16 protein-coding genes and 1 pseudogene are annotated in these 16959 nt (G+C 52.6%); 7 read left to right on the plus strand and 10 right to left on the minus strand.

Annotated elements, in window-relative coordinates:
- The first annotated feature begins 134 nt into the window (after positions 1–134).
- The gene (locus ACLJRU_RS17965) at positions 135–497 is read left to right on the plus strand and encodes an anti-adapter protein IraM (RefSeq protein WP_001537781.1); all 363 of its coding nucleotides are present in this window, start codon (positions 135–137) and stop codon (positions 495–497) included.
- Positions 498–904: 407 nt separating this feature from the next.
- Here the strand turns inward: ACLJRU_RS17965 and ACLJRU_RS17970 are convergent, their stop codons facing one another.
- The 9 genes from ACLJRU_RS17970 to hpaG form a co-directional block, all read right to left on the minus strand.
- Positions 905–1843: an MBL fold metallo-hydrolase gene (locus ACLJRU_RS17970; protein WP_000976561.1), complete on the minus strand. Its 939-nt coding sequence runs from the start codon at positions 1841–1843 to the stop codon at positions 905–907.
- A 13-nt stretch (positions 1844–1856) separates the two neighbouring features.
- Complete coding sequence (gene hpaA, locus ACLJRU_RS17975; protein WP_000336602.1) at positions 1857–2753, minus strand: 4-hydroxyphenylacetate catabolism regulatory protein HpaA; 897 nt, start codon at positions 2751–2753, stop codon at positions 1857–1859.
- A 9-nt stretch (positions 2754–2762) separates the two neighbouring features.
- The gene (hpaX, locus tag ACLJRU_RS17980; protein ID WP_001539666.1) at positions 2763–4139 is read right to left on the minus strand and encodes a 4-hydroxyphenylacetate permease; all 1377 of its coding nucleotides are present in this window, start codon (positions 4137–4139) and stop codon (positions 2763–2765) included.
- Between the two features lie 71 nt (positions 4140–4210).
- Entirely contained in the window at positions 4211–5002 is a 792-nt protein-coding gene (gene hpaI, locus ACLJRU_RS17985) for a 4-hydroxy-2-oxoheptanedioate aldolase (RefSeq protein ID WP_000785083.1), read from the minus strand.
- 10 nt (positions 5003–5012) lie between these two features.
- Complete coding sequence (gene hpaH, locus ACLJRU_RS17990; RefSeq protein WP_000884795.1) at positions 5013–5816, minus strand: 2-oxo-hept-4-ene-1,7-dioate hydratase; 804 nt, start codon at positions 5814–5816, stop codon at positions 5013–5015.
- A gap of 132 nt (positions 5817–5948) precedes the next feature.
- Positions 5949–6329 (minus strand): 5-carboxymethyl-2-hydroxymuconate Delta-isomerase, encoded by a 381-nt coding sequence (locus ACLJRU_RS17995; RefSeq protein ID WP_001119849.1) that lies wholly within the window; start codon positions 6327–6329, stop codon positions 5949–5951.
- Positions 6330–6338: 9 nt separating this feature from the next.
- A complete protein-coding gene (hpaD, locus tag ACLJRU_RS18000) occupies positions 6339–7190 on the minus strand; it encodes a 3,4-dihydroxyphenylacetate 2,3-dioxygenase (RefSeq protein ID WP_001539663.1) in 852 nt (283 codons plus the stop codon).
- A 1-nt stretch (position 7191) separates the two neighbouring features.
- Positions 7192–8658, minus strand: a complete 1467-nt coding sequence (hpaE, locus tag ACLJRU_RS18005) for a 5-carboxymethyl-2-hydroxymuconate semialdehyde dehydrogenase (protein ID WP_000723524.1) — start codon at positions 8656–8658, stop codon at positions 7192–7194.
- Positions 8655–9944, minus strand: coding sequence for a 4-hydroxyphenylacetate degradation bifunctional isomerase/decarboxylase (gene hpaG, locus ACLJRU_RS18010; protein ID WP_001539661.1), 1290 nt, complete (start codon positions 9942–9944; stop codon positions 8655–8657). Before hpaG ends, hpaE begins: the two co-directional genes overlap by 4 nt.
- 274 nt (positions 9945–10218) lie before the next feature.
- Here hpaG and hpaR point away from each other — a divergent pair, with 274 nt between their 5' ends.
- The 3 genes from hpaR to ACLJRU_RS18025 all read left to right on the plus strand — a co-directional run bounded on the left by hpaR (position 10219) and on the right by ACLJRU_RS18025 (position 12969).
- Complete coding sequence (gene hpaR / locus ACLJRU_RS18015; RefSeq protein ID WP_000543920.1) at positions 10219–10659, plus strand: homoprotocatechuate degradation operon regulator HpaR; 441 nt, start codon at positions 10219–10221, stop codon at positions 10657–10659.
- A gap of 217 nt (positions 10660–10876) precedes the next feature.
- Positions 10877–12439, plus strand: a complete 1563-nt coding sequence (gene hpaB, locus ACLJRU_RS18020; protein ID WP_001539660.1) for a 4-hydroxyphenylacetate 3-monooxygenase, oxygenase component — start codon at positions 10877–10879, stop codon at positions 12437–12439.
- Positions 12440–12456: 17 nt separating this feature from the next.
- The gene (locus ACLJRU_RS18025) at positions 12457–12969 is read left to right on the plus strand and encodes a 4-hydroxyphenylacetate 3-monooxygenase reductase subunit (RefSeq protein ID WP_001195556.1); all 513 of its coding nucleotides are present in this window, start codon (positions 12457–12459) and stop codon (positions 12967–12969) included.
- Positions 12970–13301: 332 nt separating this feature from the next.
- On the opposite strand, the gene hiuH is transcribed toward ACLJRU_RS18025, so the two are convergent.
- The gene (hiuH, locus tag ACLJRU_RS18030) at positions 13302–13712 is read right to left on the minus strand and encodes a hydroxyisourate hydrolase (protein WP_000833188.1); all 411 of its coding nucleotides are present in this window, start codon (positions 13710–13712) and stop codon (positions 13302–13304) included.
- A gap of 135 nt (positions 13713–13847) precedes the next feature.
- Between hiuH and hprR the strand changes: the two genes are divergently transcribed.
- The 3 genes and pseudogenes from hprR to ACLJRU_RS18045 form a co-directional block, all read left to right on the plus strand.
- A complete protein-coding gene (gene hprR / locus ACLJRU_RS18035) occupies positions 13848–14528 on the plus strand; it encodes a response regulator transcription factor HprR (RefSeq protein WP_000698207.1) in 681 nt (226 codons plus the stop codon).
- Positions 14521–15885, plus strand: a complete 1365-nt coding sequence (locus ACLJRU_RS18040) for a heavy metal sensor histidine kinase (RefSeq protein WP_000240026.1) — start codon at positions 14521–14523, stop codon at positions 15883–15885. The genes hprR and ACLJRU_RS18040 overlap by 8 nt, the downstream gene beginning before the upstream one ends.
- 172 nt (positions 15886–16057) lie before the next feature.
- Positions 16058–16954: pseudogene (locus tag ACLJRU_RS18045) on the plus strand (C69 family dipeptidase); the annotation flags it as partial.
- Between the last annotated feature and the right edge of the window lie 5 nt (positions 16955–16959).

The following is a 16959-nucleotide window of genomic DNA, read 5'->3' on the forward strand; positions in this document are numbered from 1 at the left end:
CAATATAAATAGAGTGGTCAATAAAAAACGATCGTTTTCAACGAGTTATGTTTCTCAGATTTTCATCTATCCTGAATAGGCTTGCGGAAAATGTAATTTACACCATTGACTATTTCACTTAAAAGGTTTCTGTAATGGAATGGAAGGTCGTTGATACAGTTATAAGTCCCTCTACCGGAGTGTCGTTCTCATGCATACATAGCCTAAAAAATCTTAGATTGACCTTATGGTATCAGGCAGATGTTTACATGCCTCCAGGTAGCATTATCATCCCCTTTAATAAGGGGGTCTTAATAAACGATAAACTTTATCCCGTTACTGTTTACAACGTTACCAGGTTTAATCCTGTTCTATGGAAATCGCTTAAAGAAAATAGCCACTGTCCTGGTAACTGCAATCCTAAACCAGAAGCCTGCAGTTATCCTTTCGAGTGTCTGGTATCCGTTTGTCCATTTGGTTTAACCAGAAATATTCAAATAGATAATAAGAAAGTTTAGGAAATAAAGTATGCATTAGCCATACTACTGATTAAGGGTATTCGCGCACGTTTGCAGTATTTTGCAGTTAAATATGTTTGATATAAAAATTGTACAGTTCGGATATTTTTTGATTCGTTTAATCTAACCTTCACTTTGGCAACGAGGAGCCGGTACAGAGGATATTACTGATGGCCGGCAGACAAAGAAACGCATTGCTTTTAACACTGTATAAATTCCATCCGTGACATTCTTATTTAGTGATATTTCACCAGAGCAATCATCTTACCTTTATTGTGCATAAAAATCAGCAAGTAGTGTTTAGAAAAAATAATGTTTTAGACAAAAGCTCTGCGCGTCATGCTGATCGCCAAAAGCATAACGGGCTGACATCATGTCAGCCCGTGGGTTTATCCCTGCTCTGATACCTACGGTACGCTTATCGTCATATTGTCATGACCGACAATGACAGGGCCCGGGTAATTTTTCATGGCTTCCTGTTGCCAGACGTCATCCGCAACCGTCGCAGGCACCAGATGACTTAACACCAGTTTTTTCACGTGGGCCTCGCGAGCAATCTTACCGACATCTTCAATCGTGGTGTGATGCGACGCAATCGCTTCAGCCAGCGTTTTTCCGTTGCCAATACTATTAGCCAGTTTTGCTACCGAGGGGACATGTACCGCCTCATGTACCAGGATATCCGCCCCCTGGGCAAACGTTGCAAGCGGCGGAAACCAGGACGTATCGCCAGAGAAGACGATTCGCTTACCCTGGGTATCAAAACGGTAAGCAAACGCTTCACCGTCCGGGAAAGGGGAATGAGGCACTTTCAGCGCGCTTATTGTGACCAGTTCATCTTTATAGATGACGCCCTGGCCAATATCGGTCGCCTTAACCAGGTTGCGCGGATCGGGTTTCCCCTCTTCTTCCATGCGTAGCGTGATATCCCTGTCAAAGACCTTCCAGCTAGCCTTCGTCATCGCCTGGGTTCCCGGCGGGCCATAAACCTGTATGGTATGGTCTTTCAGACCACTCGCCCAGGCATTCATCAGCAAGGAAGGATAATCCAGTATGTGGTCGCTGTGCAGATGGGTGAGCAAAATAGTATTGATGTTGCGCAGTGGAATGCCATTTTTCACCAGTTGCAGACTGGCGCCGTAGCCGGCATCTATCAGCCATATTTTATCGCCGATAGTAAGCGCCGTCGCTTGCGGTAGTCTGGCTGTATTGAGCAAAGAAGGCCCGCCTTTGGTGCCCAGTAAAACAATGTTGATCTCTTGAGGCGCAGGAGTACCGGCAGCAATGGCAAGGTGGCTTTGCGCCAGCATACACACCGCCAGCATAGCGACGCTTTTTTTCATCATGTTTTTACTCTTCTTAGTTGAGAAAAGAGGGAACTTCACGTTGGCGAAACTGCGAAGGAGAACAGCCAGCAAGGCGATTAAAGAAACGGGCGAAATAAGCCGGATCTTTAAAACCTAATTGCCAGGCGATCTCGTTGACAGCATTGTCGGAAAAAAGCAGCAGTCGTTTCGCCTCGCGTAATTGCCGATCAAAAATCAGGCGTTTAGGCGGGCGATTAGCAAAACGGCGGCAAATATCGGTCAAACGAGATTCGGTAATATGCAACTCGCAGGCATAATCGGGCACCGTCCAGTGCTGATGGAAGTGGTTGTCAATTAACAGGGTAAAGCGCTGAAAAAGTTTCAGTTCACCGCGCATCCCGGTTGCGGCGTGATCGTCCAGCTTCGCATTACGCAACAGCAAGGTAAATACCGCCTGCGCCAGTAGCACCAGGGTATGTTCGCAGCCAGCCAGTTGTTCCGTGGACTCCCGCTCAATTAGCTGCCAGTAATGTTTGAGCGCCGCCAGCTCGTTGGGTTTATCCGCCAGCGACAGACAGATTCCCGGCAGGCCGAAGGCCTCTCTGGTGCCGGGATAAAGCACTTCCAGCAGCGGCCAAACCAGCTCTTCGCGTACCGTCAGAACATGACCATCGCTATCCGATTCGGTAATAAAAGCATGCGGCACCGAGGGCGGCGTAAGCACAAATAGCGGCGCCTGCACCGAATAGCGATGATCGTCGAGCTGTAGCTCAATCTGCCCGGTATCAAGAAAGTGCATTTGAAAAAACTGGTCGTGGCGATGCGCCTGCATATCACGACCAAAGAAATCCGCCATACGAGCAAACGACTGATAATGCACATCGTTACTGCCCATGCTTTCGTCATACTCTTTGCTGATATCAATATTGGCGATCGCACGTTGGCACATAGTTTCTCCTCAAGGGGTGGCGCGCGGACGCGATGCTTTCATGGGAATGAGCCAGATAATGGCGGCGCCGACGACTAACAGAGAAGCGACAAACCAGAGTCCGCTATTGAAGCTACCGGTGATATCTTTTAGCCAGCCAATCATAAACGGGCTGAGCGCGGAGCCAATATTGCCGGTGGCATTGATGACCGCAATGCCTATCGCCCTGGCGCGTAAACTGATCGACTGATCCGGCGTGGTCCAGAAGATCGCCATCGCGCTAAAGGAACCCGTGGATGCCATCACGATCCCCAGGAGCTGGATCAGGTTATGGTCGGTCGCCGACGCCAGCAGCCAGCCCGCGGCGGCAAACAGGAACGGTAACGCAGTGTGGTGTTTACGCTCCTGATGTTTGTCCGAATGGCGGCTCCAGTAAATCATGCCCAGAATAGTACAAATCTGCGGGATCGCCGCCAGCAGGCCGATGGTGATATTGCTGCTGCCTTCATTAAAACTTTTCAGGATTTGCGGCGTCCAGATACTAATGGCGCTAAGCGTATTGGTAAGGCAAAAATAGGCCAGCGTATACATCAGTACAATTGGCGTGAATACTTCGCGCCACAGACTACGCTGCTGCATGGCGTTATGGCTGATGGCCCCCTCCGGCTGAACCAGCGTCAGGCGGTCATTATCCATCATCTCCTGCAAACATTTTTTATCCTCTGCCGTCAGCCATTTGGCTTTTGCCGGGGTATCATCCAGGTAAAACCACACCATAATGCCTAACAAAACTGACGGAAATCCCTCCAGCAGGAATAACCACTGCCATCCATGCAGATTGAATATGCCGTCCAGCGATAAAATATAGCCGGAGACAATCGACCCCAACGCGGTAGTGGCTGGCATGGCAATCATAAATAATACGTTGGCGCGGGCGCGGAAAAATGCCGGAAACCAGTAAGTTAAATAGAGCAATATTCCTGGCAAAAAGCCCGCTTCGGTAATGCCCACCAGCATTCGCAGCACATACAGGCTTTTCGGTCCCACCGCGAACATCGTAGCGGTAGATGCAATCCCCCATAGCACCATAATGGTCGCAATCCAGCGGCGGGCGCCAACGATGCTCAACATCACGTTGCTGGGAATGCCGAAAATGACGTAGGTGGCGTAAAACAGCGTCGTGGCAAGACCAAACATGGTGGCGCTTAACCCCAGATCCTGCCCCATCGTCAACCCGGCAAAACCGATGTTGATACGGTCTAAAAACGAGAAGATAAACAACACGAATAAAAATACGATCAGTCGGCGGAACAGTTTATTTATGACGGTTTGTTGACCCGTGCTGAGCGCGTTGTGCGAACGGACAGACTCGGGGCTTTCCGGAAGTGCAGATGATGTGTCGCTCATTTTTTTTCCTCTGATGGGAATTTTGTAGGGTACTACGGTTGCCCGGTAGCGCTGCGCTTACCGGGCCAGGCTTAATAGACGCCGGACGCACCGGACAGGTTTTTTTCTACGCCAAAGCGCGCCGCCAGCGCCTCCGCTCCGCGCGCCAGCAGCGTGGTGTCAACGCCGACGGCGACAAATAGCGCCCCCAGTTCCAGATAACGTTTCGCCAGTGGCTCATTGGCCATCAGAATCCCCGGCGCTTTCCCCGCCGCGCGTATCTGCACGATGGCGTTCTCAATCGCCGCCTGCACTTCCGGGTGCTGCGGATTGCCGGCAAAGCCCATATCGGCGCTGAGATCCGCCGGGCCAATAAACACGCCGTCAATGCCATCCACGTCGAGAATTGACGCCAGATTGCTCATCGCCTCACGCGTTTCAATCTGCACCAGTACGCACATGGCGTCGTTGGCCTGGTGGAGATAGTCCGGAATGCGGTTCCAGCGCGATGCCCGCGCCAGCGCGCTGCCCACGCCGCGAATACCGGCAGGCGGATAACGCGTAGCCGCCACGGCGTTTCGCGCTTCATCGGCATTCTGCACCATCGGTATCAGCAGCGTTTGCGCGCCGACGTCGAGCAGTTGCTTAATCTGTACCGGATCGTTCCATGACGGACGCACCACCGGCTGGCTGGGATAAGGCGCAATCGCCTGCAACTGGGTCAACACCGTCTGCACGTTGTTTGGCGCGTGTTCACCGTCAATCAGTAGCCAGTCGAAGCCGGCGCCCGCTAACAGTTCAGCGCTGTAACTGTTGGCAAGCCCCAGCCACAAACCGATTTGCGGACGCCCCGCTTTTAACGTGTCTTTGAAAGCATTTTTCATCGTTTTTTCCTTACACAAACCGGCAACTGATCGCGCCCATGTTGCCGTAATCGACATGGAAGGTGTCGCCCTTGCGCGCCGGCACCGGGCGGGTGAACGAGCCGCCGAGGATGATCTGCCCGGCTTCAAGCTGGACATCGTAGGGGGCAAGCTTGTTCGCCAGCCACGCCACGCCGTTGGCCGGATGATTCAGCACGCCTGCGGCGACGCCGGTTTCTTCGATCACGCCGTTGCGATAGAGCAGCGCGGAAATCCAGCGCAGATCCAGCTCGTCTGGTTTGATGGGACGACCACCGAGGATCACCCCGGCGTTGGCGGCGTTGTCGGAAATGGTGTCGAACACTTTGCGCGGGCGCTGGGTTTCCGGGTCGATGTTGTGGCTGCGGGCGTCAATCAGTTCCAGCGCCGGAATCACATAATCCGTGGCGTTGTAGACGTCGAACAGCGTGCAGTGAGGGCCGCGCAGCGGTTTCGCCAGCACAAACGCCAGCTCCACTTCAATACGCGGGACGATAAAACGGTCGGTGGGGATATCGCCGCCGTCATGGAAGAACATATCGTCAAGCAGCGCGCCGTAATCCGGTTCGCTGATTTGCGAGCTGGCCTGCATCGCTTTTGAGGTCAGGCCGATTTTGTGGCCTTTGAGCGTGCGCCCTTCGGCGATCTTGATATTGACCCATTCACGCTGTACGGCATATGCATCTTCAATAGTGATGTTGGGATAATCCAGCGACACTGCGCGAATCTGTTCACGCTGTTTTTCAGCCTGATTAAGTCGCTGGGCGATCAGGGTATGGGTCTGTTTATCGAGCATAGTTGCTTCCTGTTACGTCATTCGGTGCTGCTGCGCCGGGTAGCGACGCGGGTGCGTCTTACCCGGCCTACGGTTCGGTATTGCTTCGTGCATCGTTTTTTTTAGCGCAACGCCACCGGGCGAAAGAGTGTGCTATTTAAATAACGCGTGTACGTTGTTTTGTTTGTAATTGAGCGTTGGATGTAACTCGGCAATCTCAAACGACAGCGCCAGATAGCGGTTCTCCATCAGGTCGGCGAAGTGGGCTTTAATCAGCCCGAACAGCATTTCGCCGACTTCCTGACGGCTCTCCAGGCTGCGCCCGGCGCCGATTTTCAGCGTCATATGCACAAACGCGTAATCATGCTTACCGTCAGCCATCTGCCAGGTATCCAGCCAGTGGGCGCGACTGCGGATACCGCCGATGGGGAAAATCCCGCTGGCGGCCAGCGCCTCGTTTACCTTGCTGAACAGGCCGGGTAAATCAGCCTGCTCGCGAATATTTTCAGTACATTCAGCAATAAAGTGCGGCATAAACACCTCTTACGCAGGCAGCGGGAAAACAGCGTTTACCTGGCCGGTACCGGAGCTGGCGAACAGGTCGGTGATGAACTCCACCTTGCCGTCGTATTTGTCCCAACCCAGCATTCCCAGCAGCATGACCGTGTCGTGCATGTTGCCTTCGCCGTAGCAGTAGTCGGCGTACTCCGGCAACATGGTGCAAAACTCCTTGAATTTGCCTTCGCGCCACAGCTTGACCACGCGCTCGTCCATCTGGTGATCGAACTCGCGGGTGTAGCTGTTCATCCCCTCTTCCGCCCGTTGGTCGTCAATAAAACGGTGCGACAGAGAACCACTGGCGAATACCGCTACGGTACCGTCATATTTCTCAATCGCCTTGAGAATGGCTTCGCCCAGTTTGCGGCTGTCGGCAAAATCATGCACAGTGCAGAACGCCGAGATGGAGACCACTTTGAAGTGCTTGTCGCTGTTCATGTAGCGCATCGGCACCAGCGTGCCATACTCCAGCTTCAGGCTCGGGATGTTATGCGCTTTAGCGCGCACGCCCAGTTTGACCGCCTCGTCGGCGCTCAGATGGCCGAGCGCCGGATTACCGTCATAGTCATAGGTCATGTCGCGAATAAAGTGCGGCAATTCGTTGCTGGTATAGACGCCCTGGAAATGGTCGGCACAATTAATGTGGTAAGCGCTATTCACCAGCCAGTGGGTGTCGAATACGATAATGGTGTCAACGCCCATTTCGCGGCAACGCTTGCCAATTTCAATATGCCCATCAATGGCTGCCTGACGACAACCGTGATTTTTTCCTGGCAGTTCAGAAAGATACATCGACGGCACGTGGGTAATTTTTGCTGCTAACGCTAACTTGCCCATATCAAACTCCCCATTTTGGGATAGGATGGTCGCCCATTGAGATGCAGACGTTTTTCATTTCCGCAAACACTTCGAAGCTATATTCGCCGCCTTCGCGCCCGGTACCGGAGGCTTTCACGCCGCCGAACGGCTGGCGCAGGTCGCGGACGTTCTGGGTGTTGACGAAGACCATGCCGGCTTCAATCCCACGCGCCAGGCGCAACACTTTGCTCACGTCCTGGGTCCAGATATAAGAGGCCAGACCGTATTCCACGTCGTTCGCCAAACGTAACCCTTCCGCTTCGTCTTTGAATGGCAGCAGACAGGCGACTGGCCCAAAGATCTCTTCCTGCGCGACGCGCATACGGTTGTCGACATCGGCCAGCACGGTTGGGCGCAGGAAGTTACCGCCTTTCAGATGCGCAGGCAGGTCAGTGGGTTTTTCCGCACCGCCCGCCAGCAGCGTTGCGCCCTCTTCAATGCCGAGGCGGATATAACCGGAGACTTTTTCCCAGTGCTGTTGGCTAATCAGCGCGCCGACCTGGGTGTTCGGGTCGGTCGGATCGCCGACACGCAGTCGATTCGCGCGTTCGGCAAAGCGCTTCACGAACTCAGGGTAAATGCTCTGCTGGATAAAGATGCGCGACCCGGCGGTGCAGCGTTCGCCGTTGATCGAGAAGATGGTGAACAGCGCGGCGTCCAGCGCGCGCTCAATGTCGGCATCTTCAAAAATCAGCACCGGCGATTTGCCGCCCAGCTCCATCGAGTATTTTTTCAGGCCGGCATTTTTCATGATATTGCGACCGGTGGCGGTACCGCCGGTAAACGACACCGCACGCACGTCATGGTGGCGTACCAGCGCATCGCCCGCCGTCGCGCCGTAGCCCTGCACCACGTTCAGCACGCCTGCCGGAATTCCTGCCTCCAGCGCCAGCTCGCCCAGCCTGTCGGCAGTCAACGGCGACAGCTCGGACATTTTGAGCACCGCGGTGTTGCCCAGCGCCAGGCACGGCGCGACTTTCCAGGTCGCGGTCATAAACGGCACGTTCCACGGCGACACCAGCGCGCAGACGCCGACGGGCTGCACCAGCGTATAATTGAGCATTTTATCGTCAACCGGGTAGGTCTTGCCGTTCATCTGCTGGCACACTTCGGCGAAGAATTCGAAGTTATGCGAGGCGCGCGGGATCAGCACGTTTTTAGTCTGGTGAATAGGCAGGCCGGTGTCGGCGGTCTCCATCGCCGCGATTTCCGGCACATGCTGGTCAATCAGGTCGCCAAGGCGGCGCATCAGGCGCGCGCGCTCTTTCATCGGCAGGTTGGCCCATTTCGGGAACGCCTCTTTTGCCGCCGCGACAGCCTGGTTCACCTCTGCTTCACCGCCGGAGGCCACTTCCGCCAGCACGTCACCGGTCGCCGGGTTAGTGGTCTGGAAGTAGTCGTTACCTGCAACATTTTTGCCGTTAATCCAATGATTTATTTTCTTCATTTTGCGCTCTCCTCACTGACGATTCGGTTAACCAGGCGGCCCACGCCTTCTACTTCCACGACAACTTCATCCCCCGGCACCACATCGGACAGTCCTTTCGGCGTACCGGTGGCAATCATGTCGCCCGGTTGCAACGTCATAAATTCGCTCAGATAAGAAATCAGGAACGGGATGCTGAAGATCAGATCGGCGGTCGTCCCTTCCTGGCGCAGCTCACCGTTGACAAAGGTGCGTAACGTCAGGTTGTGCGGATCAGAAACCGCCTCTTTATCCACAATCCACGGGCCTATCGGCGTCAGGCCGTCGCGGCTTTTTACCCGCAGATTCGGACGGTAGTAGTTTTCCAGATAGTCGCGGATCGCGTAGTCGTTACAGACGGTGTAACCGGCCACATACTCCATGGCTTCGGCTTCGCTCACCTTACGCGCCATTTTGCCAATCACCACGACCAGTTCGGCTTCATAGTGCATATATTCGACGTTGTTCGGGCGCACCGACGTTTGGTGATGTTCGGTAAAGGTGTTTGGCGCTTTGATAAATACCAGCGGCTCTTTCGGCGGCGTAAATGCCAGCTCGCTGGCGTGATCGGCGTAGTTCAACCCCAACGCAAATAACGTACCCGTCGCTGACAGCGGCCACGTAAAAGTCTGGTGGCGGGCGAATTCATCTTCTGCGACAACCGGATTTTCCAGAGCGGGTAAACCTTTCGCCAGAATACGCACCCGATCGCCGGGACGCAGCGCAACGCGATTCTGCGGCGTACCGAGTAAGATCGCATCGCCAGGGTTAAGCGTAGCGAACTCACTTAACGCGCTAAGCAGTTGTGCGGCGCTACGCTGTAAATCAGCAGTATTCCAGTGGTCCGCTTCTCGTCCGTTGATTTCAGTGATAATGGTGAGGTTATCCACATCACTCAGCGGCGCCATTTCACCCAGCGGGCAAAAGCCATCGCGACATTTCGCTTTAATCGCCGGGCGATAAAAGCTCTCTTCCGGCAGGCTGACCTCGTTAGCCAGCGCATACCCGGCGATATAGTCCGCCGCCGCTTCAGGGCGTATCCGGCTGGCGGTTTTCCCCACAATGAGCGCCACTGTCGCGCCGCTCAGTACCTTTTCTCCCTGCGGATAAGGAATGGGTTCGCCGTGACGAATCACCGTATTACGCGGCTTGATGAACCACACTGCGGTTTTAGGCGGCGCATTATAGGGAGGCTGAGAGAAAGCCTCTCGCCAGGCATCAAGCTGGCTGCGATGGTTTAACGCAACGGCGAAAACAGTACCCTTCATACATAAACTCCTCAGGCCGATTTAACGGGCTGTGATTTCATTAATATATTAATGATTAGATTTATGCTTTCGCTGTACATTTAGCAAGGTGAAGTAAAGTATTTGTGATGTGATTAACAATATTTTCACAAATTCATTATTAAACACATATATATCAAATAGTTAAATAAAACCTCTTGTTTCTGTTAAACTTTGGACATAAAACAGATGTCATAGCTCACATCGGTAAACACGATTATTCAGGTATTAATAATTCTGCAAAAGAGAAACGCTTATGCATGATTCATTAACCATCGCATTGCTTCAGGCGCGCGAAGCGGCAATGACCTATTTCCGCCCCATCGTTAAAAGCCACAATCTGACCGACCAGCAATGGCGCATTGTGCGAATCCTGGCCGATAGCCCCTCTATGGATTTTCACGAGCTGGCCTTTCGTTCCTGCATTTTGCGTCCAAGTCTGACCGGAATATTGACGCGCATGGAGCGAGACGGACTGGTGTTGCGACTCAAGCCGGTTAACGATCAGCGTAAGTTATATGTCATGTTGACGGAGCAGGGACAAACGTTGTACGCCCGTGCCCGAAGCCAGGTAGAAGAGGCTTATCGAAAAATTGAGGCCGATTTCACGCCCGAAAAAACACAGCAATTGATGCTGCTGCTGGACGATCTTATTGCTCTGGGGCGCCAGCATCCTGATAGCGAAGCGGAAGCATAGTATTCTTACCTTCCCACGCCGCCGACACGGGAATCCCCTCCCGCTTACAACGTTGACGGCGATCGCATTTTACTCTTCTTCTTCGACGTTCATCTGAAAAGTACCCGCCGTTGTCCTGAAAGTCTCTTCACAGTTTACGCTTCTGCCTATTCAATTAAACAACAAATAAGAAACATATTATTAACAAAACATTCCGATTAACGAGGAAGAGGCCGCAATGAAACCTGAAGATTTTCGTACTGATAACAAGCGTCCGTTAACGGGCGAAGAGTATTTAAAAAGCCTGCAGGACGGGCGGGAAATTTATATTTACGGCGAACGCGTTAAAGATGTTACGACACATCCGGCATTCCGCAATGCCGCAGCCTCTGTCGCACAACTGTATGACGCATTACATAAACCGTCGATGCAAGATACCCTATGCTGGAATACCGATACCGGCAGCGGCGGTTATACGCATAAATTTTTCCGCGTGGCGAAAAGCGCAGACGATCTGCGCCAACAGCGTGATGCTATCGCCGAGTGGTCACGCCTGAGTTACGGCTGGATGGGACGCACACCGGATTACAAAGCCGCCTTTGGCTGCGCTCTGGGCGCTAACCCAGCCTTCTACGGCCAGTTTGAGCAGAACGCCCGCAACTGGTACACCCGCATTCAGGAGACTGGCCTGTACTTTAACCATGCTATCGTCAACCCGCCCATTGACCGCCACAAACCTGCCGACGAAGTGAAAGACGTCTATATCAAGCTGGAGAAAGAGACGGACGCTGGGATTATTGTCAGCGGGGCGAAAGTCGTCGCCACTAACTCCACCCTGACTCACTACAACATGATTGGTTTCGGCTCAGCCCAGGTGATGGGCGAAAACCCGGATTTTGCTCTGATGTTTGTCGCGCCAATGGATGCCGAAGGCGTAAAACTTATTTCACGCGCCTCGTATGAAATGGTCGCGGGCGCGACGGGCTCGCCGTTTGATTATCCACTCTCCAGCCGCTTTGATGAAAACGATGCCATTCTGGTGATGGACAAGGTGTTGATCCCGTGGGAAAACGTGTTGATTTACCGTGATTTCGATCGTTGTCGTCGCTGGACGATGGAAGGAGGCTTTGCCCGTATGTATCCACTGCAAGCCTGTGTTCGTCTGGCGGTTAAACTTGATTTCATTACCGCGCTGCTGAAAAAATCGCTCGAATGTACGGGTACCGTAGAGTTCCGGGGCGTGCAGGCCGATCTCGGCGAAGTCGTGGCCTGGCGCAATATGTTCTGGGCATTGAGCGATTCTATGTGTTCTGAAGCAACCCCGTGGGTAAACGGCGCCTGGCTGCCGGACCACGCCGCGCTGCAAACCTATCGTGTGATGGCCCCAATGGCCTACGCGAAAATTAAAAATATTATTGAACGTAACGTTACCAGCGGCCTGATTTACCTGCCTTCCAGCGCCCGCGATCTGAATAATCCGCAAATCGACCAGTACCTGGCGAAATACGTACGCGGCTCTAACGGAATGGACCATGTTGAACGTATCAAAATTCTTAAATTGATGTGGGATGCCATCGGCAGCGAGTTTGGCGGTCGCCATGAGCTGTACGAGATTAACTACTCGGGCAGCCAGGATGAAATTCGTCTGCAGTGCCTGCGTCAGGCCCAGAGCTCCGGCAATATGGATAAGATGATGGCAATGGTCGATCGCTGCCTCTCCGAATACGATCAGAATGGCTGGACGGTTTCGCATTTGCACAATAACGACGACATCAATCAACTGGATAAGCTGCTGAAATAACGCGGCAGGAGGTTCTCATGCAAGTAGATGAACAACGTCTGCGTTTTCGCGATGCGATGGCAAGTCTGGCGGCAGCGGTCAACATCGTAACCACGGCGGGTCACGCCGGACGCTGCGGTATCACCGCAACAGCGGTCTGTTCCGTCACCGATACGCCGCCCTCCGTAATGGTATGTATTAATGCCAATAGCGCCATGAACCCCGTTTTTCAGGGTAACGGCAGGCTGTGCATTAATGTACTTAACCATGAGCAGGAGCTGATGGCGCGCCACTTTGCCGGTATGACGGGGATGGCGATGGAGGAGCGTTTTCACCAGCCATGTTGGCAAAACGGGCCGCTGGGCCAGCCGGTACTTAACGGCGCGCTGGCCGGTCTTGAAGGCGAGATCAGCGAGGTACAAACCATTGGCACGCATCTGGTGTATCTGGTGGCGATCAAAAATATTATTCTTAGCCAGGATGGGCATGGCCTGATTTATTTCAAACGCCGTTTTCATCCGGTCAGACTTGAGATGGAAGCGCCTGTTTAACCGTCACTCATGCCCACAAGCGGGATAACCACCTCTTGTGGGAGAAGAGTCGATACGCTGAAGATTTTTATTCCCGCCGCGATGTTTGCTCGCCATAAATCGCGGCGATTAATACAATCTAAGAGCCTATCCCACCAGGCGTTATTGGCGCAGCCAGTTTGGACACGGACAGCGCGCAAAAACCGGAGCGTACACGTAGTACGTGAGGTTTGACTCGCTACACTCGCCCTTCGGGCCGCCGCAAGCGGCGTTCAAAACGCTAACGCGTTTTGGCGAGCACTGCCCAGGACCAAAATGGCAAGTAAAATAGCCCTAATGGGATAGGCTCTAAATTAGCTCCCGCGATAGGTTGAATAACCATACTGACTTAATAACAGCGGCACATGATAGTGCTCATTCGTTTTGCTGATATGAAACTCGACGGGAATCTCCGGGAAAAACGTATCCAGTTTTTTACTTTCAAAATACTGGCCGGTTTTAAAAATAACGCGATAATCCCCCGGCGCGGCAGCTTTTTCGGGCCACAGTGCTTTAATTCGTCCATCCTGGTCGGTATGCCCGGTGTTTAATTGCGTCCATCCGTTATCCTTTTTCTGCTCCAGTACCACCTCCACGCCGGGCGCCGGTTTGCCTGTTTGCTGATCGAGAATATGTACGCTGAGAATATTGTTGCCAGCGGCCAGCGCCATTGCCGGGGCTGCAACAAGAGATGCTATCACGGTAGCCAGTATATATCGTTTCATGCTTCACTCCTTTACGGTATTGATGCAGGAAAATATATCTGGCGCGTCCAGGATTAACCTTACACGGACATGACAATTATGTCATCTTGTTGGAGATTTACGGATTCGCTAACAAGCCTATGGCATACTGCGTTGATGAAGATTTTATTGATTGAAGATAACCAGAAAACCATTGAGTGGGTACGTCAGGGACTCACGGAAGCAGGCTATGTGGTTGATTATGCCTGTGATGGACGAGACGGATTACACCTGGCCCTTCAGGAACATTATTCATTGATTATTCTTGATATTATGCTGCCGGGGCTTGATGGATGGCAGGTTTTACGCGCGTTACGCACTGCGCATCAGTCCCCTGTTATTTGCCTGACGGCGCGCGACTCGGTTGAGGATCGCGTCAAAGGTCTTGAGGCGGGCGCTAATGATTACCTTGTTAAGCCTTTTTCCTTCGCCGAACTGCTGGCCCGGGTGAGAGCTCAACTCAGACAGCACGTCCCGGTCTTTACCCGACTGACGATCAATGGTCTGGACATGGATGCCACAAAGCAATCGGTGTCACGAAATGGCAAACCGATTTCCCTGACCCGCAAAGAATTCCTGCTCCTCTGGTTACTGGCGTCCCGGGCAGGAGAAATCGTGCCCCGAACCGCGATCGCCAGCGAAGTTTGGGGAATTAACTTTGATAGTGAAACCAACACCGTTGATGTCGCGATTCGTCGGCTGCGCGCCAAAGTAGACGATCCATTTGAAAAGAAGCTCATTATGACCGTCCGGGGGATGGGTTATCGATTACAGGCGGAAACGTCGCAGAATGGTTAAGTTATCAATGACGCTGCGCCTGACAATTTCTTTTATCGCCATCCTTATCCTCGCCTGTACCGGCATTAGCTGGACGCTCTATAACGCGTTGAGCAAAGAATTAACGTATCGGGATGATATGACGCTAATAAATCGGGCGGCGCAAATGCAGCAACTGTTACTGGATGGCGCCAGGCCGGAAAATCTGCCGCTCTATTTCAATCGGATGGTGGATACGAAGCAGGATATCTTATTGATCCATTCAGCAACAGGCCACAATGTTGCGATTAATCATAGCGGCATCCCCGACCAACGCTTTAACGAGATTCCGCTGGCTAAAAACATCACCCGCGAAACCTTATTTCGCCAGGCGGTACAAGGCACGGAACTTACCGCGGTACGAGTAAACGCCAGAAGCGGCGATGACCCGCTGACCCTTACTATTGCCAGGCTGGCGACGGAAAGGCGGCAAATGCTGGCGCAATATCGCCGTAACAGTTTGCTGATTAGCCTTATCGCGATCCTCGTCTGTTCGGCGCTCAGTCCATTAGTCATCAGAAACGGGCTGCGGGCCATTACGTCGCTCAGCCGACTCACCGCGGCGACAGATAGCGGCACACTTCGCCAGCCGTTGGCGGAACAGGCGTTACCCGTCGAGCTCAGGCCGCTTGGACAAGCGCTAAATACTATGCGCCAGAAGCTTTCCGACGATTTTGAACGCCTGAACCAATTTGCCGACGATCTGGCGCATGAGCTGCGCACGCCGGTTAATATTTTACTGGGGAAGAATCAGGTGATGCTGAGTCAGGAACGCAGCGCCGAAGAGTATCAACAAGCCCTTGTCGATAATATTGAAGAGCTGGAGGGACTGTCGCGACTGACAGAAAATATTCTCTTTCTGGCACGCGCGGAGCACCAGAATATAGCGGTAAAAAAACAGCCTGTTTCGCTCAATGCGCTGGTCGAAAATATGCTGGATTATCTTAGCCCCCTTGCCGAGGAGAAGCGCATCTGTTTTATAAATCAATGTCAGGGAACGGTATGGGCTGACGAAATATTATTACAAAGAGTGCTCTCAAACCTGCTGACGAATGCCATCCGTTATTCTGATGAAAACGCCGTGATACGTATTGAAAGCGCTTATGATGATAACGTTGCAGAAATTCGGGTCGCTAATCCGGGCAGCCACCCCGCCGATGCGGATAAGCTTTTCCGGCGTTTTTGGCGAGGAGATAATGCCCGCCACACTGCCGGTTTCGGCCTGGGGTTATCGTTAGTTAACGCGATTGCTCTATTACACGGTGGTTCGGCATCTTACCGCTATGCCGATGAACATAATATCTTTTCGGTTCGTCTGCCCGATAGCGGTGATAGCTAAGGTCAGTACAGGTTCTGTTCCCCTTCCCTGCCACAGGGCTGTGGTTATCAATACAACCTCAATAAAGAGAAAATAAAGGATGCCGGCAAAGAATATTGCTGGCTCGATCACTTTCTCGGTTTCCAATCCAGGGTCAATTCATCCCATAACGCGTTATTCAGTGGGAACCTTTATGAAAAAGTATCTTGCATTCGCCGTTACGCTGCTGGGTATGGGTAAAGTCATCGCCTGTACTACCCTTTTGGTAGGTAATCAGGCTTCGGCTGACGGCTCCTTCATTATCGCGCGCAACGAGGATGGCTCGGCAAATAACGCCAAGCATAAGGTTATTCATCCCGTCGCGTTTCATCAACAAGGCGAGTATAAAGCACATCGGAACAATTTTAGCTGGCCGCTTCCGGAGACAGCGATGCGCTATACGGCGATTCATGACTTTGATACTAACGATAACGCCATGGGTGAAGCCGGTTTCAATTCGGCGGGCGTCGGAATGAGCGCAACGGAAACCATTTATAACGGCAGAGCGGCGCTGGCTGCCGATCCTTACGTGACAAAAACGGGAATCACGGAAGACGCCATTGAGTCCGTGATCCTGCCAGTGGCGCAATCGGCGCGTCAGGGCGCCAAATTACTGGGAGACATTATTGAACAAAAAGGCGCTGGCGAAGGTTTCGGTGTCGCGTTTATTGATAGCAAAGAGATATGGTATCTGGAGACGGGAAGCGGTCATCAATGGCTGGCAGTACGACTTCCGGCAGATAGCTATTTCGTTTCCGCCAATCAGGGACGTTTACGCCATTACGATCCGAATGATAACGCGAATTATATGGCGTCACCAACGTTAGTAAGCTTTGCGAAAAAGCAGGGATTATATGATCCGGCCCGCGGCGAATTCGACTTTCATCAAGCCTATTCGCAGGATAACAAAAACGATATCACCTATAATTATCCGCGCGTCTGGACGCTACAACATCAGTTTAATCCGCATCTGGATACGGTCGTTAGCGAAGGGGAAACATTTCCTGTTTTTTTAACGCCAATAACGAAAATTAGCGTGGCAGCAGTAAAAAGGAC

It is taken from the genome of Salmonella sp. SAL00653 (assembly GCF_046552515.1).
GTDB classification, from domain to species: Bacteria; Pseudomonadota; Gammaproteobacteria; order Enterobacterales; family Enterobacteriaceae; genus Salmonella; species Salmonella enterica.